The organism is Chryseobacterium nakagawai, from assembly GCF_900637665.1.
GTDB lineage: Bacteria > Bacteroidota > Bacteroidia > Flavobacteriales > Weeksellaceae > Chryseobacterium > Chryseobacterium nakagawai.
Window position 1 is genome coordinate 2,385,920 of sequence record NZ_LR134386.1, and the last position, 21,019, is coordinate 2,406,938.

Below are 21,019 nucleotides of genomic sequence, written 5' to 3' on the forward strand. Positions count from 1 at the left end.
TAATTTCCTTCATGAAAAAATAGTACTTTTATACCCTAAGAAACAGAATATGCAGGATCGTTTAAGAACCCATATCGAAAAAATACTTCCTCTCAGTGAAGAAGAGTTTGAATATATATCTTCCTGTTTTATCTATAAAAAATACAAGAAGCATCAGTTTTTAATACAAGAAGGAGAGTGGGTTTCCTATAATTATTTTGTGTTGAAAGGACTTTTGAAATTAGTCTATACGGATGAAGCCGGAAAGGAGCATATCGTAGGGTTTGCCATGGAAGATTGGTGGGAAACTGATTTCCCTGCCTATTATCTCAGTCAGAAAGCCACCATGTCATTGGAGTGTGTGGAAAATACGGAAGTATTGTGCCTTAGCCTTGAAAATTATAGGAAGATCTGTAGTATCCATCCTAAAATGGAGCATTTCTTTCTGGAAAAAGCCTATATGGGATTTATTTCAGCACAACAGCGTATTATTTCTACCATGACAACCGGAATAAAGGACCGATATGAACACCTTCTGGAAAAATATCCGTCTCTTGTACAGCGTGTTCCCAAATCATTGCTTGCTGCTTATCTGGGCGTTTCCCGCGAAACACTCAGCCGTTTATCTTTATAAGTGGTGATTTCGGTCACTGGATAATCGTGATTTCGATCACAGAGTTTTGAGATCCCTATTCTGCAATTTTGTAGAGTAATGTATAACAAAATTCAACAATGGAAAAAAGAATGGTAAACCCATGGAAATGGCAGGAAACACGCAGTTATTCGCAAGCTGTGGAAGTAAAAAACATAGAAGCAACTTTATACTGTTCAGGACAGGCAGCCATTGATCCGGATGGTACCTCGAGTAATGAGGATATGAAAAGCCAACTTGAGCAGGCAATTGCCAATCTTGAAGAAGTGATTACAACTGCAGGATATGAATGTAAAGGAGTTGTAAGATTAAATATCTATACCACCTCAACTCAGGAGTTATGGCCTCATTTTCCTATTCTTCAGGACTGGATTGCAAAACACGATATTGAGCAGGCGGTCACTATGCTTGAGGTGAATGGCTTATTTGAAACCTTAAAAGTAGAATTAGAAGCCACGGTTGTAAAGTAATTTTCACAGCAGGTTAAAAATGTAGCCTCCAATGTATTTTGGAGGTTTTTTCTTACCTTTATATAAGATAATTTGTAATCAGATAGAGTGTATGAATATTCAACTTTTTTCAAAAAATGCTCTGGTAGGAGGGGCTACGCAGGGAATAGGGGCAGGAATTGCTATTGAACTGGCAAAATGTGGAGCTAATGTGACCATAATGGCTAGAAATGAAGCAAAACTTAAAGATTTCATGGCTTCATTACCCACTGTTCATCCGGATCAGAAACATGAATACCTGGTTGCTGATTTTTCTGATTTTGAAAGCTATAAACAAATCATCGCAGGATATTTTAAAACCCATTCCATAGATATTTTGGTGAATAATACCAATGGTCCGGAACCGGGGCTTGCCCTTGAAAAAAATGTTGAAGATTATCAGAAAGCTTTTGACCTTCTGTTTAAAACGGTTTGTGAAACAACTTTATTGGCTTTACCTCATATGATTGAGCAGAAAAACGGCCGTATTATCAATGTTTCTTCACTCTCTGTAAAAGAACCCATCGGAAATCTGGCGCTTTCCAATTCTATCCGCTCTGCAGTGATGGCTTGGGCCAAAACCTTATCCATCGAAGTTGCCCAGCATCATATTACAGTGAACAATATCTTAACAGGATATTTTGATACAGCACGCATTCAGAATTTAATCAGTCATGATGCTCAAAAAATGAATTCATCTGTAGAAGAAATTAAAAAGACCAGGGAAAGTAAAATCCCAATGAAACGATTCGGAAAACCGGAAGAATATGGTCATCTGGTGGCTTTTCTGGCTTCAGAATATGCATCTTACCTTACCGGAGCTAATATTCCTTTGGATGGGGGATTGAATAATACATATTAAACTATTTTAAGTTTTCATCCTGATTCATCATTTTATGGAAAAAGTCACAGGTTGATGTAATATTCCTTTTCCGTCAGTTGTCATATTAATATTGGAAAATATTAATATGAAAAACTGGTCTTTTAAAAAATGGAACACCGTACTGGGATGGTTCCTTTTTGCTATTGCATTAATTACTTATTTCTCCACCATGGAGCATTTTCTGAGCTTTTGGGATTGCGGGGAATATATCTCTTCAGCGGCTAAACTTGAAGTAACACATGCTCCTGGAGCAGCCTTATTCCAAATTGTGGGAGCTGTGGCGAGTATTTTTGCATTGGGGAACAGCAGCAATTATTCTATTGTGATTAATGCGATGTCAGCGCTTTTCAGTGCATTGACGATTTTATTTTTGTTTTGGACTATTACCCATTTTTTAAGAAGACTTTTACATAAGGATTTTGAAGATATTACGAAGCATCAGGAAATTTCCATTCTGTTTGCCGGAACTATAGGTGCTTTATGTTTTATGTTTTCAGATACGTTTTGGTTTTCAGCGGTAGAAGGAGAAGTCTATTCAATGGCTTCTTTATTTATCGCAATTTTAGTATGGCTGATTACCAAATGGGAAAACGAATATAAAGCAACAGATAATGAAAGATGGATTGTTCTTATTTTCTTTATTATAGGGCTTTCAGTGGGAGTTCATATGATGTGTATGCTGGCCATTCCTGCAATATGTCTGGTGTATTATGCCAGAACTTATACGTTTACCTGGAAGAGTTTTATTTTGGCCAATCTGATAACGCTTGGAGTGTTAGCATTTGTCTTTAAAATTATTTTTCCGCTGATTATGACGATGTTCGGACAGCTGGAAATCTTCTTTGTCAATGGGTTAGGGCTTCCTTTTCATTCCGGGACGATCGTCGCTTTTATTTTGATGGCAGTACTTTGTTATCTGATGATTACGTATGCGAGAAAGACAAAAAAAAATATCTATCAGACTATCGTTTTATCTGTAGTGTATATGGTAATAGGGTTTTCATGCTGGCTAGTAATTCCCATCAGGGCAAATGCCAATCCGCCTATGAATCTTAATGATCCTGATACAGCTATCGGGATGAAGGATTATTACAACAGGGAGCAGTATGGTGATTGGCCTACCGTTTACGGACAAAATTACACAGCAGCTCTTGATAAAAAAGGGCTAGAAAAGAATGAAGACGGAAGCTATAAAAGGAAAATAACCGGAGATATCTACGAAAAAGATGAAAAAACTAAGACTTATAGAAAAACAGGGGAAAGGTTTAATTATGCATACAATAAATCTCATATAAGCTTTATGCCCAGAATGTTTAGTGAGGACAAGGAGGTGATGGCCAATTACATTTCGATGTACGGAGCTCCTGATTTTACATTCAACTATGATAATGAGGATGTGGCAGATAATCCGCAGGCTAAACAGATTTTTGATGAACTAAGAGCCAAATATGAAGATGATTCCATTACGGTTGAAGATTATATGAAGGTAAAACCCTATGATCTTATTAATGTGCAAAGACCTTCATTGGGCCAGAATATGAATTATTTCTTTTCTTTTCAGAACGGATATTATTTTGTAAGATATCTGATGTGGAACTTCGTAGGAAGACAGAATGATTTTCAGGGTCACCTGGAAAATACTCATGGAAACTGGATTTCAGGTTTTTCTTTTATTGACAATGCTTTATTGGGAAACCAGGATAATATTCCGGCAAAATTTAAAAATGATAGCACTGTAAAATTCTTTTTCCTGCCGCTGATCTTGGGATTGATTGGTTTTTTCTTTCAGTTAAACAGAGATTTTGGAAGATTCTACGCTCTTCTTTCCCTGTTTATTGTCACCAGTATCGGAATTGTTTTCTATACAGGCGTTAAACCATTTGAACCCAGAGAAAGAGATTATGCAATGGTAGGGTCATTCTATGCCTTTGCCATCTGGATTGGGTTGGGAGCCGGATCTGTTCTATGGTTTATTCAGTCCAAAGTAAAATCTAATGCAGTAAATATGGTATTCGGGATAGTTTTGTTAGGAATTCCTTTTATGATGGGGTTCCAAAATTATGTTCCACATGATCGGAGCCAGAAGTCAGCGGCTTATGATTCGGCCTATTCTTTCCTGGTGTCATTGCCTAAAAACGGGATTATTTTTACCTATGCTGATAATGATACATATCCGGTTTGGGGAATTCAGGAAACAGAAAGGGTAAGGGATGATGTGAAAACCGTGAATTTCACTATGCTTGCCACTCCGTGGAATATCGATCAGGTAAAAAGAAAAACTTATAATGCCATGGGAGTTCCTGGTGAATTAACCCATGAGGATTACAGAGACGGCGTCAACGATCAGGTTTATCTGATGAAAAAAGAAGACTGGGAAGGATTGTTTGCTATGTTAAAAGATCAGGGAGCTCCTGAAACTGAATTTCAGGAATTCAGAAAATTTCTGACTCAGGATTCAATGACCTTAAAAGATGCGATTAAATTTCTGAAATATAAATCTCCGGCAAAAGATGAGTTACTGAAAATGTATTTCGGGGAAAAAGAATATGAAAAATACAATATCATTCCAGTACATCAATTCATTCTTCCTGTCAATAAGGAAAATGCAGTGAAGTCTGGAATTATTAATCAGGCTGATCTCCCAAATACAGTAGATCAGATTATGATTAAATATGAAGCCAATACTCTTTATAAAAGCCATCTTATTATGCTGGATATTCTGGCTAATTTTGATTGGAAGCGTCCGATCAACTTCTCTTCAGGAGGAATATATGATAGCGAAAATATTTTTTACCTTGATGATTACCTGCAGTTCGATGGATTTAGTTACAGGCTGATTCCTATCCATACTCCTCAAAGCCCGGATGGGGATAAAGGCAGAGTGGATGCTGATTCTCTTTATCAAGTGGTGAAAAATTATAAATGGGGTAACTTTAAGGACCTGAATGTTTATTATGATGAAACGGCTACTTCCAATATTATAAATTACAGAACGTCTGTAAGCAGAGCTGTTTTAGCTTTAGCAGCAAATGGACAGAAAGAAAAAGCATTGGAATTACTGGATCTGGCAGCCAAAGAAATACCTGCGGAGAAATACAACGATCCGCGTTCATTAAGCGCTCTTGTTACAGCTTATATCGTGGCAGGGCAGGAACAGAAAGGAGTTCAATTGGCAGAAAATCTGAAAAAAGAAATTTTTAGTGAATATGATTATTATCTGAACCTTTCTCCTAAGTTTAGGGCTGTCGCCAGAAGACAAATGAGATCCAAACCTATGGAATATGCTTTTGTTGTTTCCGGAGTAACAGAAGCCTACAGAACATTAGGGCAAAATGGAAAAGCTCAAAGCTATCTGTTGAAATCGGTGGAACCGGTGGATAAAAAGTTTAATGCTTTTGTGAAAAATTTGCAACAGATGGATAAAGAAAGAGCGATGAAAGAATCTGAAAATGTTCAGCAGATCACTCCTTTTTATCAGTATTTATTCAATGTCATGGAGCCTTTTGATTCTACTTATGCAAAAAAGAAAGAGGAACAGATTACTGCAGCAATCATTAAAGCAACACAATAGTAAAAATATAACCATTAAGATGAGGTAAGGCTTTCAGAATAAAGGATTTTGTTTTTATAGTTTCGTTTTTAAAATCTTTGATTTTACCTTGTACATTCTGAAAACTTATCTCCTTAATGGGTTTTATTAAAAAATACTGTTTCAAAAGTACTGTTTCTTAGAATGTTGAAACAGTATTTTTGTTTTGATATGTATAGAAACTATTTCCAGAATTCATCATTGTACATTTCTTTTTTCTCAACATGAATATGATCCAGATCTTTTCCAATCTTATTCAGGTCGGAACTCTCTAGCTTTTTTCTAAATGAGGAAACCAATTCCGTTCTTCAAAGCGGATATGCTGCTCAAGAAGGTCTGCAAAATCAGAAAATAAATAAGGCGCTCCTGAATCTTTAATTTGAGAAATCAATATCTTTATCTGTTGGTGTTCTGATCGGATACGCTCTGTATATTCATCCTCAAAAGAAGGACAAAGAATTTCTTCTTCCTCTCTGAAATGATCTTCCAGATGATGTTCAAAAAAATAAAAAATGTACTTTTTAATTCGCTCAGATTCAATTTCTTTCTTTATTCCTTGCCTGATCTTCCAGCTGCAAAGCAGTCCGGAATGATGATCTCTTGAAAGGAGTACTATATTTTCATTGCGTTTCATGACTTTTTAATTTGAGAAGAAATAAAATTATTAAACCCTATAGATTTTCAGGTCCATAAGGTTTAATGAAGATGGGTTAACGTTTTTCTTTCAATGACCATCCAAATTTTAACCCGATGATGAAAATAACAAGTAACAGCTCTCCGGCAGCTAATAAAATATCGCCCGGAACTCTCATCCATCGTAAGAAATGCATAATATCTGTTTGCATAAACTCTGCGGAACGCGCATACCAATATCCTTCTTTAATAGAAGCTACAGATTGCATAATTCCTATAGGAAGAAGACTAATGGTAACCATCACCAGCAATCCGATATTGGTTAACCAGAAAGCCCAGCCTATTAATTTGTCATTCCATTCACGATCAGGATAAAGCCCCCGGAGTACAAACATCATCAATCCGATTCCTAAAATTCCATATACTCCAAATAGAGCGGCATGACCGTGCACAGCAGTAGTGTTTAATCCCTGAATATAATATAAGGCAATAGGAGGGTTGATGGCGAATCCAAAGATTCCGGCTCCCAGAAAATTCCAGAAACACATGGCAATAAAACAGTAGATGGGCCATTTGTAAGCTTTGATCCATTGGGTAGATTTACTCAGCTGGTAGTTCTGATAAGCTTCATACCCAATCAATACAAGAGGTACAATTTCCAACGCACTGAAAGTAGCTCCTAATGCAAGTACAGCGGTAGGCGTTGCACTGAAATACAAGTGATGGAATGTTCCCAGAATACCTCCTGCCAGGAAAATAATAGTGGAAAATAACACTGCATTAGTTGCCGATTTTAATCGTAATAAACCTAATCTGGTAAACAGGAAAGCAGCAACTACTGTGGCAAAAACTTCAAAGAACCCTTCTACCCAAAGGTGAACTACCCACCATCTCCAATATTCTGCAATCGCCATGTGGGTTTGTCTTCCATACATAAGTCCGGCACCATAAAACATAGCAATAGCAACAGAAGAAAGCGTAAATAAAAGCAATAAATGACGATCACCATCTTTACGTTTTAAGGCAGGAAGGAGGGCTCTTACCATTAAAACCAACCAAAGGATCAATCCGATAAGCAATAAAATCTGCCAGATTCTTCCCAGTTCTACATATTCATATCCCTGATGGCCCCATAGGAAGTTATCTACCAGTCCCAATTTTTGCATGACCCCAAGCCATTGCCCGGTTAAAGATCCTAATACAACAATTAATAATGCTCCAAACAAGACATTGACCCCTAATTTTTGATATTTCGGTTCATGTCCGGATACCGCTGGAGCTATGTAAAGTCCAGTAGCCAACCAGGAGGTAGCAATCCAGAATATGGCTAATTGTACATGCCAGCTTCTGGAAACCGACTGGGGAAGAAACTCATCCAGAGGAATTCCATAGAATCCGCTTCCTTCAACTCCATAATGAGCGGTAATGACTCCGGCAAGCATCTGCACCAGTATCAGTAATGCGACTACCCAGATATATTTCAGCGTAGCTTTCATAGAGGGAGTGGGTTTCATATTTCGTAATGGGTCTTCAAGAGGAAGAGCCTCACTGATTTCTTCTTCTTTATTTCTGGCATGATAGAATACCAACAACCCCACGGAAGCCAGTAGTAATAATACACTGAATCCTGACCATAAGTGTAAAGAAGGTGGTGGAACATTGCCTACAGACTCATCGTGCGGCCAGTTATTGGTATAGGTAACAGTATCCCCGGGACGCTCTGTAATGCATACCCATGTACTCCAGGCGAAAAAAGCACTCATTTGAGACATTCTTCCACTATCTTTGACTGTATTTTTGGGAATTGCATACTGATCACGAAGCTGCGCCATGGAAGGATCATTCATGAATAATTTTGAGTAATATTGAGAAAGCTGCTTCTGTACTTTTGCTCTTTCCGGGGAGAATATGATTGCATTTTTTCCTTCATCAAAAGTATTGGTGCGAAGTTCCTTTTTCAGCAATACCTGATATTTTGCCTGTTCGTCATCAGATAATTCTTTATAGATTTTATTATCTTTTTTAGCCAACTCATCAAGCAGAAGAAGAGATTCTCTGTGGAGGTAATCAGCAGTCCAGTCAGGGGCAATATAGGCACCATGTCCCCATATACTTCCCACGGTTTGACCTCCAATAGACTGCCAAACATTCTGACCGTCTTTAATGTCCTGTCCGGTAGCAAGCACGGTATCATCGGTACTTACGACCTGATTAGGAATAGGAGGGATTTTCCTGTAAATTTCAGTTCCGTAAAATATAAGGACAGCAAACGAAGCAACCATTACTACAGCAAGCCATCTCCAAAGTTTTTTAGGTGTCATTTGATATCAGTTTTTAAGGTTCAATACTAAATTCTTTTTCCAATTGGATAGCTTTCGGGAAAAGAATATTATTTTCAAGATGAATATGTTTGTGAAGGTCATTTTCAAAATCCTGGAGCATAGCAAAAGCCACTTTGTACGTATTGCACGCATCAGCAGGAGGAGTGTATTCATGTGTAATCTCTGCTATTTTTCTGAAACGGTCTCCTTCTACTGTATGTTCATGCTGCATCATATGCACCGGATTTTCTACTGTTCCGAATGGCGGTTGTACCAGGTTGTTTCCGGATGTTTTGGATTTTATCATATTTCTTACAAAAGGAAACAGGATCAGTTCTTCTTTTTTCATGTGAGCTGCCAGATCGTGAGCAGATTCATTAAATATGGCGTTGATCTCAAATAATTCCGGATGTCTGCCTCCGTGAACTTTGCATAATTTATCAAGAAAAGCCTGTAAAACGGGAGTTTTTTCCTCCACATACCGATGGTGTGTTTTCTCGATATAATCTGCCAGAAGATCCAGTGGCCAGCTATTGAAGTCGATAGAAGTGCCTTCATTTTTTGGGAGAGCTTCCAGCTCTTCATAAATTTTTTCCGGATCAAGTTTTTTATTGCTACATGCTTCTTCTATTGTTCTTCCGCCTTTACAGCAGAAATCGATTCCGTGTCTTTTAAAAATAGCAGCAGTTCTGAAGTCTTCAGCTACCATATTTCCTATAAAATCTGTTTTTGTATTCATAATATAATACTTTTTTGTCTTTTATTATTTTAAATTTTTTTACTTCTTTAATGAAAGAATATACTTCACCATAAGTTTTGCATTGTCTTTACTCAAACCATTATGAGGAGCCATTGGAATATCACCCCAATTTCCTTTTCCGCCTTCAATGATTTTCTGAGCCAGCCTATCAATATCTGCTTCAGTATATTTTGCAGCGACTTCCTGATAGGATGGACCTATTAATTTTGAATCTGTTTTATGGCAGGTAAGACAATCCATTCCTTCAATTAGTTTCAGGCCTTCCTCTACAGAAACTGTACTTGCAATGGGTGGAGCCGGGGCTGGCTCTACAGGTTGGGATGATTGCTTTGTAGAATATGGATCTGCTTGTGGAATCGGTGTGGTTTCAGGCTTTGAGCAGGATAAGAGAATAGAGGCTAAGGTTAGAATGATTCCGGTATTAAAAAGTTGTATTTTCATAATGCATATCATTTAAAATTATTTTTTCTGAGCAAGAATAGCTACGGCAAAGAGGTAGTCATCATATTTTTTAAAAGCCTTCCTGATCTGTTTGATCCGGGATCGGATTTTAGGCTGCGTTATGATATTCCCGGCAATTTTCAGGAATCCGGAAAATCCTTCATCACTGATGATTCTTTGAGGCTTTAAAAGATGCATGGGAGCAGTTTCTATTTTTATCACATGAAAACCTTCCTTTTCTAGTAAACAGGTCCATTCCGAGACAGTTAATGGTCTTGTATTTACTTTTAGGGGTAAGGCAAGTTCTTTCTGTATCTGTAATTTTACATTTTCATCGAGGTTGTCAGGAGCTAAGGCAAGTTCATGAATCGCATAAAATCCCTGGGGTACTAAAATCCTGGAAGCTTCCTGAATAATTTCAGATTTTCTGTGATCCGCATGCATGCTCAGCATGGCTTCCCCGTATACTTTATCTGCAAACTGTTCAGGTAGAGCGCTTAGTGCTGCGTTACCCAATCGGAATACTGCAGGACTTTGTTCAAACTTACTGTTCAAATAACTTATGGCATTTTCGTCTGCATCAATCCCTGTGTAAGATTTTGGTCTTTTTTTTAAGGTTATTTCTGCTGTCAGCCCAAGGCCGGGAGCAAATTCCACTACATCATCATTGATTGTTATATTTAACATTGATAACATTTTATGAGTAAGAGCAATACCCCCTGGACGAAGTACTTTTTTGCCAATTTTAGCTAATAGCCAATGGGCGGACATTTTTTCAATAAGATCTGTTTTCATGAGACTGAATTTTAAATTGTAATATAATGGTAAGCATCAGAAGGGCAGCTTTTCCTGCTTCAGCATAAATAAAATAATCATGCAGTGGAGTAGGTGGTAAAGGCTTGCCGGATGAAAGTAAATCAACTCTTGAATTCAGAACCGGTAACATCCAAAGATGTTCTGCAGCAAGTATAGTGACTAAGGCTATGAGAATCATAAAGTCGGTTTTGGTGTAGTTCTTATAGCTAACTATCATAAGTATCAGAATTAAGATCAGAAATATCCATTGTATGTTAGTAGAGATTCCAAACATAATTTTTCCCAACCCTAAAGCTGTTGTTAAGGTCATTCCCTGTACCTGAAACTTCAATGGAGTTTCTAGAAAACTGACCGTTATAAACATTCCTGCCATAAGGCTGAATAACATCAGTACGAAAGGGTTTTTGAGATGAATCTTCATTTTTTTTAATTTAAATATATTAAGATCTTTTTATCTTTTATTATTTTAAAATTTTTTTTACGTTTTAAGATAAGTCAATTCTAAATCAAGGTTATCTACAAACATCTGTATTTTAGAGGTTTCAAGCATAATGCGAAGGTCCTGTCTGATGCTTTTGAATTGTTCATGAAGCGGACAGGGATGAGTTTCTGAGCATTGCTTAAGCCCAAGCCCACAGCCTGAAAATAATTTATCACCATCTATTTCCCTTACAATATCTGCAATGCTGGTATTCAGATTTCTAGAATCCATATAAAATCCTCCGTTTGGGCCTTTTGCAGATTGTACAAATCCTTTTCTGCTCAGATCCTGTAGAATTTTTGCAATAAAATGTTCGGGGGAATTGATGCTTTTGGCAATATCCTTAATACCGACCCTGCTGTCATTTTTAGATTGCTGGGCAATGTAAATTAGTGCTCTTAAGGCATATTCGCAGGTTTTTGAAAACATTTTAGCTGAATTTTATAGGACAAAGGTATAAATTTATTTTTAATAAAAGATAAAATAGTCTTTTATTTTAAATGGGTTTGATAAAGATCATAAATTGAGGTTTTCCTTAACAGCAAAAGACACAAAAGATTTTTTACTTCATAAATTTCTGAAGCACATAATTTTCATATGTATTACTGACGAAGTGCTACATATTTCAATTCTCCACCTTCTTCAATAACAAATGGGGTAGATTTAATTAAGAGATCACTACTTCAATATAGTGAATATAATGATTTTACTTTAAGAGTGAATTCTGATGAGCTTATCAATGGTTTAATAAGAGAATATATTAGATCAAACGGGCAAGATGAAAGAAGAATTTTGATTTTTTTAATTCCTTTTACTATAGTTGAATATAATGGTTTAGATAGTTCATGAATGGAAATTTACAATAATTTTAAAGGAAGAGTAGATCAAGTTTCTTATGATAGTAAATATTTAATTTTAGCAAGGTCATTACTGGAAGAAAATGCAAAAGAAGTTCCTGCTCATGAGGTAGGACATTCATTAGTTTTGCATCATCCATTTGTAGACTTTACTGAAAATAGTAATAGACATCATTTTATTAAAAGTGAAACTCTTAATGTAATGGATTACCCAAAAGATTCTAGTATTGTAACTATTCCTGTAGATTTTGGAATATATTTGTATAAATATCAGTGGGATATTATGCTTGGAGATGTAAGAACATCTTCTCAAAGAGGAGATTTAATTAAAATAAACGCAACTAATGGTACAGAGATTTCTTAATTATATTCTTTTATTAGCATTATTTGTTTCGTGTAAAGCAAACTCAAACATTAATGTTAAAGTAGATTCAATCCCTCAATTGAGTTCCTCTGAAATATATTGGGGAAATTGTATGCGTTATAATGAATCATTTTCTGATGGAGTGACTGTAATTAAAGCAGTAAAGGATAAAAAATCATTCAATTTTGAAGGTCCAATTTATATTAAACCTAATTGTAATGATAAATTACTGCTAAGGAGTAACCAGACGCCCATAAATGGAACTTATAAGATCGTAAATATTAATGAATCATGGAGCGAGTATAGTCCATATAGCATAGTTGCAGTATTTAAAAATGGAATGAAAGATGGAGTTTGGAAATATTATAGGAATGAAGATTTCTATTCTACAGAAAACATGGACGCTATAAAATCGTTGTCAGGAGATAAAAATTATAAACAAACTATTAATCCCATTAAAATAGAAATATATGAGAATGGTCTACCTCATGGGGAATGGTGGCAGAAGTCAGGAAGCAGAATTGATTATTTTATCTATAAAAATGGAGAATTAATTCACAGCAGAACAGAGTTCGTTAAAAACTAAAAAAGGTGGAAATTCATATGGAAGGATATCAAAAATTTTTTGAATTTTTGATATGGTGGTTCTATCCTAATATTCAAAAGATTAAAAAGTCTTACTGCTTTTCCTAAGATCCGAAGGCCTGGATTGTGTAAACTCATGAAAGGTATCACTAAATGCACTAATTGAGCTATAACCAACATCATCAGCAATTTCGTTAATAGGTTTATCTGTATTGAGAAGCAACTCGATAGCCTTAATGATCCTTAATGTTTTCAGGTATTGAAGAAAAGAAATATCCATATCTGCTTTAAACAATCGGGACATAGAACGCTCACTCAATCCAAATCGGGCGCTTACATTAGCAAGAGTCAATTTTTCTCCCATATTCCATTCAAGATAAGAGACTATTTTCATCATTTGTTTATTGTGGGTCGCTGGAAGAATTATAGGTAGAGGCTGTTTATGGGTTTTAGGCAGGATCTTTTTCAATGCGACCAAGAACTCAAAATTTTCATCTTTATCAGTGACATGTTTTTCATCCCACATCTCCGTATATTTAATCATCTGGATCAAAAGTTCCGAAGCGGGATATATTCCCAGTCTGCTATAAAAAGCATCTGAAACATCATCATGAGCATAAAAATAAAGAGAACGCAGAACAGTGGCAGTATGCCCAATTTCCAGAATATGTTCCATACCCTGTGGAATCCAAAAGAAATGTCTTGCAGGTACCACATATGTCCTGTTATTGATGGTGATATAAGCAATACCGCCTTCTACATAGCTTAATTGCCCTTTTGTATGTTTATGAAACGGAATCAGTTTCTCTGATTTTTCATGCATGACGAATACACTTTTCTCATGTTTGTCGATGTCCGGAAGTGCTGCAATTAATCCCATATCAAAACTAAAATACTGATGAAAATGCAAATATAATCATTTGGCCGGAATCATGTAAAAGTTGACTATTTTAGATAAAAATAATTTCAGGATTGCCAATAAATTTGCAGTGCAATAATTCGAAAAATTCAAATGAAAATTTATGTCACCGGATTGCTGATGTTGGGAGCTTCCTACACTTTATCAGCTCAGACAGGCAGTCCACGAAATGATACCATCCGAATCTCCCTAAAAGACGCATGGCAAATAGCTGAAGAAAACAGCCGTCATATTAAAATCAACACCATCAGTGTAGACATTGCCGAAACAGAAGTAAAAGATGCCAAACGAGAACGGCTCCCGGAAATACAAGTCAAAGGATCTGCTGAAAAAGCTTCCAACATCCCTATCTATGAAAACGGAATTTTTTCTAAACCTACCCAACACGAGGTGATCCACACCCTTTACAGAGTCGGAGCCGATTTTTATCTGAATATTTACAACGGAAATAAGCTCAATCTTAAAATCAAGGAAAACCAAACTTTGCAGAAAGTCAAAGAAATTAAGAAAGAACAGGCGATTTCCGATATCCATTACAAAACAGCAACCCTTTATCTTGAACTTCAGAAAACATTAATCTTCAGGGATCTTATCAAACAGGATATAAAAGATCAGGAGGTACAGCTTAAAGAAATTAAGTCTTTATATAAAAACGGAGTAGTTCTAAAAAGTGATGTTTTAAGAATAGAACTTGAACTTTCGAAACGTAAAATGACCTTGGTGACTATTGAAAATGATATTCTGATTGCCATGCAGAAACTGAATATTATTTTAGGAGTTCCTGATGAGGAGGTCGTTATCCCGGAAAGTCCTTCTAATCAATGGGATGCCAATACTACCTATGCAGATTATCTGAAATTGGCGCTGGCTCATTCATTCGATTATCATGTTTCTGAACAGCAGACTGAATTAAGCAAGCTCAGACTGAAACAGGTTAAAGCCAATGTAAGGCCTAAAGTCGGGATGTATGGTGAGTTTTATTACGCCAATCCGCAGATCTTCCTTTACCCATACAATCCATATTGGTATTCATTGGGAATTGTTGGGGTAAAGGCTTCATTTTCGATCTCATCACTGTATCACAATACTAATAAAGTAAAGGCGGCTAAGCTTGAATTTGAAAAAGAAGAGGAAGTTCATAAAGATACTGAAGACAAGGTAAGACAACAGGTAAAAGAAGCTTATTTGAGATATCAGGAAGCGCTTGAACAGATCAAGGTTGCTGAAACCAATGTTGCGCAGGCTAAGGAGAATGCACGTATTATTAAAAATACTTACTTCAATCAGACTTCCCTTATTACAGAACTTTTAGATGCGGATATCCAGCTTCTTCAGACAAAATTTGAATTGGAAGCGGCAAAAATCATGGCACAGAATAATTATTATTTACTACAAAATATTACAGGCATTTTATAATACAATGAAAAAAAAATATACCCCTACCGATAGGTTGATCACAAAGATCACAGGATGGATTTCAGTTTTAATCGTTGCCGCACTTGCTGTTTGGGGCGGTTTTACCCTAAAAAATTATTACAGATATGAGCAGACCAATGACGCTCAGATTCAGGAATATGTGAATCCGGTTATTTCAAGAGCTGGCGGTTTCATCGTGGCTGTAAAATTTGAGGAAAATCAGGAAGTTAAAAAAGGAGATACTCTTTTATTGATTGATAACCGTGAGTATGTTCTTCAGCAAAAACAAACTCAGGCAGCCCTTCAGAAAGCCCGTGCACAGCTAAAAGTTTTACAGAGTAATACGGGGACTACAAAGAAAGAAGCTGCAGCTGCACAGGCACAGGTAGATGCCAGTAAGGCAAAAGTCTGGAAACAACAGCTTGATTACAACCGTTATAAAAAGCTTTACGATGAAGAATCGGCCACAAAACAGAGACTTGAAGATGTGAAAGCAACCCTGGATGTGAATGAAAGTGATTATCAATCGTCTAAGGATAATTATGCGGCTTCTGTATCTAAAATTAATGATATTCAGACTGAAAAAACAGTGGTACAGGCTGAAATTGCAAGACTGGAAGCTTTATTAGACCGTCATAAATTAGACGTAAGTTATACCGCAGTAGTTGCTTCTTATGATGGAAGAATGGGAAGACGAACCGTTGAAGTAGGGCAGATGATTGATGCGGGAGAAACGCTGGCATTCATTGTTAATAATGAAACCGATAAATGGGTGGTTGCGAATTACAAGGAAACCCAAATCAAGGATATGAAAATTGGAGATCAGGTGAAAATTGTTGCAGACTCTTATCCTGACAAAGAATTTCAAGGAACTATTATTTCATTATCACCGGCTACAGGCTCCAGTTTTTCATTATTGCCGCCTGATAACTCCACGGGGAACTATGTGAAAATTGTACAGCGTATTCCTGTTAGGATCAAAGTAGATGGGAAAAGAAGAGATATAGATATTCTCAAGATGGGAATGAATGTAAACGTATATGCCCATAAAAAGCATTCCTAATGGCTAAAAGACAAATGCCTTTTTTTAAAAGATGGGTGCCGGAATGGCTGGTGAAAATTATTCTTTTCTCCATGACTTTACCGGGAATTATCATCTTCTTCCTGCCGTTGACCAATATTAATGCCGCAGCAGGATATTACGGAAGCGAACCTGCTGATATTCAGTTTTCAGTGGCATTATTCTATGCCGGATATGTTGGGTTTTACTGTCTGGAAAGAAGATTTTTTAGTTTTCTGGCGGCGAAAGAGTATTTTCTTTTATTTACCACTTTACAGATTATAGCTTGTCTTATATGTTACTTTACCCGCGAAGTTTACGTTCTTTTTCCTACACGTTTTATCCAGGGAATGTTGTTTGCGGGGAATGTCAATCTTTCATTAACTCTCATTTTTACCCGATTGAGCAGTGAAAGAGGGCGGGAAATCAGTTTTTCCGTATTTTTTGGAATTCTGATCTGTGCTTTACCCTTTAATAATCTGATTACAACAGACCTTATAGACTCTTATAATTTTAATATCGTTTATAAAACTGCCATCTTTTCATATCTACCAGGTCTTATTTTTCTAACATTGGCCATGACGAATTACAGACCTAATGTGAGATTCCATTTGTATAAACTGGATTGGCAGAGCTTTGTGGTTTTCAGTATTATTTTGGTGTTGGTAGGATATATAACCATTTTCGGACAGGAATATTATTGGCTGGAAGATAGCCGGATTTTAGGAAGTATAATAGGCATCATTGTATTGGTAGGAATATCGATTTTCCGTCAGCGTTCGATTAAAAGACCTTATATAGACCTCCGGATTTTCAAATACAGAAATTTTAAAGTAGGACTGTTGATTCTCTTTGTGATGTACATTTGCCGTTTCGCATCAGGAATTACAAACAGCTTTTTTGCATCAGAACTGCATTTGGATCCGTTTTATATCTCTTATATCAATGTTTTTAATCTTTCTGGATTAATCGTTGGAGTCATCATTGCCTGTTGTATGGTTTTACAGAAAAAAAGAATACAATATATCTGGGGACCGGGTTTTTTGATGTTGCTGCTGTTTCATGCATTGATGTATTATTCCTTTGATGTACAGGCTGATGAATTCAATTATTATATACCATTATTTCTTCAAGGATTAGGCGTGGGATTAATTATGGTTCCAACGATTATTTTCATTATATCATCAGTTCCTGCTTCTATTGGTCCATCTGCTGCTGCAACAGCTTTAGCGATCCGTTATTTTGGCTTCTGTGCCAGTATCGCATTGATCAATTTTTTTGAGCTTTTCGAAAAAAGTCGTCACTACAATGCTTTTCAAGATCATGTAACGGCGGTTGACCCTTTTGTAAAAGACTTCCTTCATAAGCAAACCTCTAAACTTACTGCGAAAGGTATGCTTGAGGACCATGCGGTAAAAGCTTCCAATAAATTATTGGTAGGAAGATTAAATGTTCAGAATCATGTACGTTTTGCTATGGATTATTACGAAATGATGGTCTGGCTATTAGCAGGTGTTTTACTGCTGATTATTCTTTTTCCCTATCTGAACCGCACCGCACTTTATTTGAAATCCCGCAGGTTATCTCCTGCATAAATATTTAGTTTAAAAGTATAGCTTATTAGCTAATTTTATAGTGAGAGTGCTGAGACTGTCTTTTAAGGCAGTCTCTTTTGTTTTGTTCAGGAAGGTAAAAACATAAAATGGCCGAAACTGTCTGTTATTTGTCATTGCAGCCATGTATCATTCTCAGTACATTTGTAGTATACAGATTGATACATGGAAAATGCAGGAAAATATTCAGGAATAAAAAATATAGCAATTTTGGTCTTGCCCCAGGTCCAGTTATTGGATGTTGCTGGTCCCTGCGATGTATTCATAGCTGCCAATTTCTTTTTGACGGATACTCAATATGGTTTAAAATATCAGGTCCATCTGATATCCGGCACTTCAGATAAAATAATTTATTCTGGTTCAGGAATTCCTTTAATCTGCAGTTATACCATTTATGATATAGATTTTCCGATAGATACTTTATTGGTTGCGGGTACTGATTTGAGCATATTAGATGACGTTAATCCTGAAATTTATGGTTATCTACAAAATATAATGGGAGAAGTAAGACGGTTAGGATCAGTATGTGTAGGTGCATTTATTTTAGCGAAAGCTGGGTTGCTGACGGGAAAACAAGTGACAACTCACTGGAAATATGCTGATATTCTACAGCGGACTTATCCTGATCTGAACGTCAATATCAATCCTTTTTTTATCTATAATCAGGGAATATACACTTCAGGAGGCGTTTCTTCCGGAATAGATCTGGCACTAGCTCTATTGGAAGAAGATTTTGGAAAACCAATAGCTTCTGAGGTGGCGAAACATCTCGTTTTGCATTTGAAAAGACCTGGAGTGCAGTCTCAGTTTGGAAATGCTATTTCCGATTATGGAACATTGTCTCCGTTCACCAAGGAAATCAGGGATTTGCTTAAAGATAAGCTCGGGCAGGTCATCAGTATAGAATTTATGGCAGAATCTGTACATATGAGTGTCCGTAATTTCTCCAGAGTATTTTTGAAAGAATCAGGAATGACTCCCGGTAAGTTTCTTGAAAAAATGAGACTGGATCAGGCTAAAAATATGTTGGAATATACAGAAATGAGTATCGATATGATTGCTGAAAAATGTGGTTTTGGTACTGTAGCTTCTCTTCGGCGGTTATTTTTGAAATACCTCTTTATTTCTCCGTCACAATACCGGAAAACATCTAAAGGAACAATATAATTCTTTTACTTTTTTAATTTTTAAAGCTGATAATCAATGGTCAGCGAGGAAAACTGTGCCCTTATTTAAACTATTAATTTTTTAGAATATTATATGAATCAACAAAAGAACAAGACAATGAATGTAGCATTTCTGATTTATGATCAGGTAGAAGCCCTTGATCTGAATGGTCCATTGGATGTATTTATTAAGGCGAATGTAATCGCTGAAGGAAGCTATAACTGTTATACTGTTGGAAAAACTAAAGACGCTGTATTTATGGAAGCAAATACGATGGCGATCATTCCAACATATACTATACAAACAGCTCCTCAACCGGATATGATTGTCATACCGGGTGCCAATCCGGACCGTGTGATGGAATATCTGCAGGATGATGGCTTTCAGAAAACGGTGATGCAATGGGTGAAAGATTTGTATCATCATGGAATTACTGTTTTCACTGTCTGTACAGGAAGTATGCATTTATCTAAAACAGGCATTTTAGATCATCATGAAATTACGACCCATTCTATGTTGCTGGATACTTTAGAGCAACATAATCCGAAGAGTACGGTGAAAAGAAATGTACGTTTTGTAGATCAGGGCCAGTTGATTACTACAGCGGGAATAACAGCAGGAATAGACGCTGCGTTATATTTGGTGGAAAAACATCATGGAAAAAAATTGACAGATACTATTGTGTCGCTTTTTGAATATCAGCAGAAAGAGTTTAGACACTAATGTTACAAATTATTAGGTATTTTATTATTTAAAAATGAAGATTAAAAATCAGTGTAATCTGTGAAATCTGCGTGAGATTTTAGATTAAGAAGTTTCGGCGGGCCAAAGGCCCGCCGAAACTGTTTTATAAAAAATAAGCCTTTACAGAACTCCGCTTTCCAATATAGAAAAAGTCTTATCTACACAATTAATTTCTGCCAATCTTCCATAAGGAACGGTAAAAGTAGGGCAGGTATGGCCAAAATCCATTTGTGTAATGACAGGTAAATCATATAAGCCCTCTTCATCTAATACTTTTAATAATTCTATTTCATATTCTTCAGCATACAGATTGTCATAAGGTCTTCCGAAAATAATTCCTTTGGCATTTTTCAGAATTCCGGTTGCGGCATAATTCCGAAGCCAATATCTGAAATAATCAGGGTGTGGTTTCCCTTCTGATGTTTCAAAAAACAGGATGCAGTTTTTCCAGACTTCGGCATCTGGCCAATATTCGGTTCCTTTAAGCATTTCCAATACTTCCATACATCCACCAATCAATGGTCCCTGAACGATAGAATTTCCTCTGATAAAACGCCATCCTGATGGTAGGGTCAGTTTTCTTTTTATATCCTGTAAGGAAACATCAAACCAATCGAGGAATTCAGTAGTCCAGCCTTCTGGGTTCGGATGAATTTGTCCAATAATAGAAGGAGAGAACAGTGTTTGTCTGATATCATTGATTTGGTAATCATGCATTACTACATTTTCTGCAAAACCAACCAATAGGGAAGTGCCGTAAAATGAGCTTAGACCTGCTTTGAGGCATATGAAATGGGTAATCGTACTGTCGGAAAACCCAAGAAATATTTTAGGATTATTTTTAATGATATCAAGATCAATGTATTTCAGCATCCGGATACTGTCATCTCCACCAATATTTGAGATAATGGCTTTTATGGCAGGATCTGAAAATGCTTCCATAAGGTCATTAGCTCTCGCTTCCGGATTTTTATAGATCCATTGTGCAGATTGTAGTGCATGTTTAGTTTCGGTAACTTCCAGATTAAAAACCTGATTCAGTCGTTTTTTACCTTTTGAATATCGGTGTGGCAGTTCGCCGGCAGCACCCCATGACATGGAAATGCTTGCCACTTTATCACCATCAACTAATCTTTTAGGAGTAATTAATTTCATAAATATTGACTTATAAAGCAGAAAGCTATGATTGGTAAAGGTTTATTTTGTTGGAAAACTAAACCCATCATGAATCTCTATGACCATTTTGTTCAA

The 21,019-nt window shown here is 36.5% G+C and carries 20 protein-coding genes; 11 read left to right on the plus strand and 9 right to left on the minus strand.

The features are described from left to right. Nucleotides 1-49: 49 nt before the first annotated feature. From EL260_RS10860 to EL260_RS10875, 4 genes are all read left to right on the plus strand, one after another. On the plus strand, nucleotides 50-613 hold the full coding sequence (locus EL260_RS10860; RefSeq protein WP_123860294.1) for a Crp/Fnr family transcriptional regulator: 564 nt from the start codon (nucleotides 50-52) through the stop codon (nucleotides 611-613). Nucleotides 614-711: 98 nt separating this feature from the next. After that, a complete protein-coding gene (locus EL260_RS10865; RefSeq protein WP_123860295.1) occupies nucleotides 712-1,101 on the plus strand; it encodes a RidA family protein in 390 nt (129 codons plus the stop codon). A gap of 91 nt (nucleotides 1,102-1,192) precedes the next feature. Continuing rightward, nucleotides 1,193-1,981, plus strand: coding sequence for an SDR family oxidoreductase (locus tag EL260_RS10870; RefSeq protein ID WP_123860296.1), 789 nt, complete (start codon nucleotides 1,193-1,195; stop codon nucleotides 1,979-1,981). Nucleotides 1,982-2,087: 106 nt separating this feature from the next. After that, entirely contained in the window at nucleotides 2,088-5,573 is a 3,486-nt protein-coding gene (locus EL260_RS10875) for a glycosyltransferase family 117 protein (protein ID WP_123860297.1), read from the plus strand. 289 nt (nucleotides 5,574-5,862) lie between these two features. Here the strand turns inward: EL260_RS10875 and EL260_RS10880 are convergent, their stop codons facing one another. From EL260_RS10880 to EL260_RS10910, 7 genes are all read right to left on the minus strand, one after another. Next, the gene (locus tag EL260_RS10880) at nucleotides 5,863-6,225 is read right to left on the minus strand and encodes a hemerythrin domain-containing protein (RefSeq protein WP_228445404.1); all 363 of its coding nucleotides are present in this window, start codon (nucleotides 6,223-6,225) and stop codon (nucleotides 5,863-5,865) included. Nucleotides 6,226-6,301: 76 nt separating this feature from the next. Continuing rightward, nucleotides 6,302-8,545, minus strand: a complete 2,244-nt coding sequence (locus EL260_RS10885) for a nitric-oxide reductase large subunit (RefSeq protein ID WP_123860298.1) — start codon at nucleotides 8,543-8,545, stop codon at nucleotides 6,302-6,304. A 13-nt stretch (nucleotides 8,546-8,558) separates the two neighbouring features. After that, nucleotides 8,559-9,284: an iron-sulfur cluster repair di-iron protein gene (gene ric / locus EL260_RS10890; protein ID WP_123860299.1), complete on the minus strand. Its 726-nt coding sequence runs from the start codon at nucleotides 9,282-9,284 to the stop codon at nucleotides 8,559-8,561. A 39-nt stretch (nucleotides 9,285-9,323) separates the two neighbouring features. Further along, nucleotides 9,324-9,746, minus strand: a complete 423-nt coding sequence (locus tag EL260_RS10895) for a c-type cytochrome (RefSeq protein WP_123860300.1) — start codon at nucleotides 9,744-9,746, stop codon at nucleotides 9,324-9,326. 18 nt (nucleotides 9,747-9,764) lie between these two features. Then, entirely contained in the window at nucleotides 9,765-10,541 is a 777-nt protein-coding gene (locus EL260_RS10900; protein WP_123860301.1) for a class I SAM-dependent methyltransferase, read from the minus strand. Beyond that, nucleotides 10,522-10,983 carry a hypothetical protein gene (locus EL260_RS10905; RefSeq protein WP_123860302.1) on the minus strand — a complete coding sequence of 154 codons (462 nt, stop codon included), beginning with the start codon at nucleotides 10,981-10,983 and terminating at the stop codon, nucleotides 10,522-10,524. The genes EL260_RS10900 and EL260_RS10905 overlap by 20 nt, the downstream gene beginning before the upstream one ends. Before the next feature lie 57 nt (nucleotides 10,984-11,040). Next, nucleotides 11,041-11,472, minus strand: a complete 432-nt coding sequence (locus EL260_RS10910) for an RrF2 family transcriptional regulator (protein ID WP_123860303.1) — start codon at nucleotides 11,470-11,472, stop codon at nucleotides 11,041-11,043. 420 nt (nucleotides 11,473-11,892) lie between these two features. Between EL260_RS10910 and EL260_RS10915 the strand changes: the two genes are divergently transcribed. Together EL260_RS10915 and EL260_RS10920 are read left to right on the plus strand one after the other, a co-directional pair. Next, on the plus strand, nucleotides 11,893-12,264 hold the full coding sequence (locus EL260_RS10915; protein WP_123860304.1) for a zinc metalloprotease: 372 nt from the start codon (nucleotides 11,893-11,895) through the stop codon (nucleotides 12,262-12,264). After that, on the plus strand, nucleotides 12,245-12,850 hold the full coding sequence (locus EL260_RS10920; RefSeq protein WP_123860305.1) for a hypothetical protein: 606 nt from the start codon (nucleotides 12,245-12,247) through the stop codon (nucleotides 12,848-12,850). Before EL260_RS10915 ends, EL260_RS10920 begins: the two co-directional genes overlap by 20 nt. An 81-nt stretch (nucleotides 12,851-12,931) precedes the next feature. Here EL260_RS10920 and EL260_RS10925 read toward each other — a convergent pair whose 3' ends face one another. Then, entirely contained in the window at nucleotides 12,932-13,729 is a 798-nt protein-coding gene (locus EL260_RS10925) for a helix-turn-helix domain-containing protein (RefSeq protein WP_123860697.1), read from the minus strand. 132 nt (nucleotides 13,730-13,861) lie between these two features. Between EL260_RS10925 and EL260_RS10930 the strand changes: the two genes are divergently transcribed. From EL260_RS10930 to EL260_RS10950, 5 genes are all read left to right on the plus strand, one after another. Further along, nucleotides 13,862-15,184 carry a TolC family protein gene (locus EL260_RS10930; RefSeq protein WP_123860306.1) on the plus strand — a complete coding sequence of 441 codons (1,323 nt, stop codon included), beginning with the start codon at nucleotides 13,862-13,864 and terminating at the stop codon, nucleotides 15,182-15,184. A gap of 4 nt (nucleotides 15,185-15,188) precedes the next feature. Next, nucleotides 15,189-16,247 (plus strand): HlyD family secretion protein, encoded by a 1,059-nt coding sequence (locus EL260_RS10935; protein WP_123860307.1) that lies wholly within the window; start codon nucleotides 15,189-15,191, stop codon nucleotides 16,245-16,247. Next, a complete protein-coding gene (locus EL260_RS10940) occupies nucleotides 16,247-17,839 on the plus strand; it encodes an efflux MFS transporter permease (protein ID WP_123860308.1) in 1,593 nt (530 codons plus the stop codon). Before EL260_RS10935 ends, EL260_RS10940 begins: the two co-directional genes overlap by 1 nt. Before the next feature lie 183 nt (nucleotides 17,840-18,022). Beyond that, on the plus strand, nucleotides 18,023-19,024 hold the full coding sequence (locus tag EL260_RS10945; RefSeq protein ID WP_123860309.1) for a GlxA family transcriptional regulator: 1,002 nt from the start codon (nucleotides 18,023-18,025) through the stop codon (nucleotides 19,022-19,024). A 117-nt stretch (nucleotides 19,025-19,141) separates the two neighbouring features. Then, entirely contained in the window at nucleotides 19,142-19,747 is a 606-nt protein-coding gene (locus EL260_RS10950; RefSeq protein WP_228445408.1) for a DJ-1/PfpI family protein, read from the plus strand. Between the two features lie 141 nt (nucleotides 19,748-19,888). Here the strand turns inward: EL260_RS10950 and EL260_RS10955 are convergent, their stop codons facing one another. Beyond that, nucleotides 19,889-20,923 carry a S66 family peptidase gene (locus EL260_RS10955; RefSeq protein ID WP_123860311.1) on the minus strand — a complete coding sequence of 345 codons (1,035 nt, stop codon included), beginning with the start codon at nucleotides 20,921-20,923 and terminating at the stop codon, nucleotides 19,889-19,891. Nucleotides 20,924-21,019: the final 96 nt, after the last annotated feature.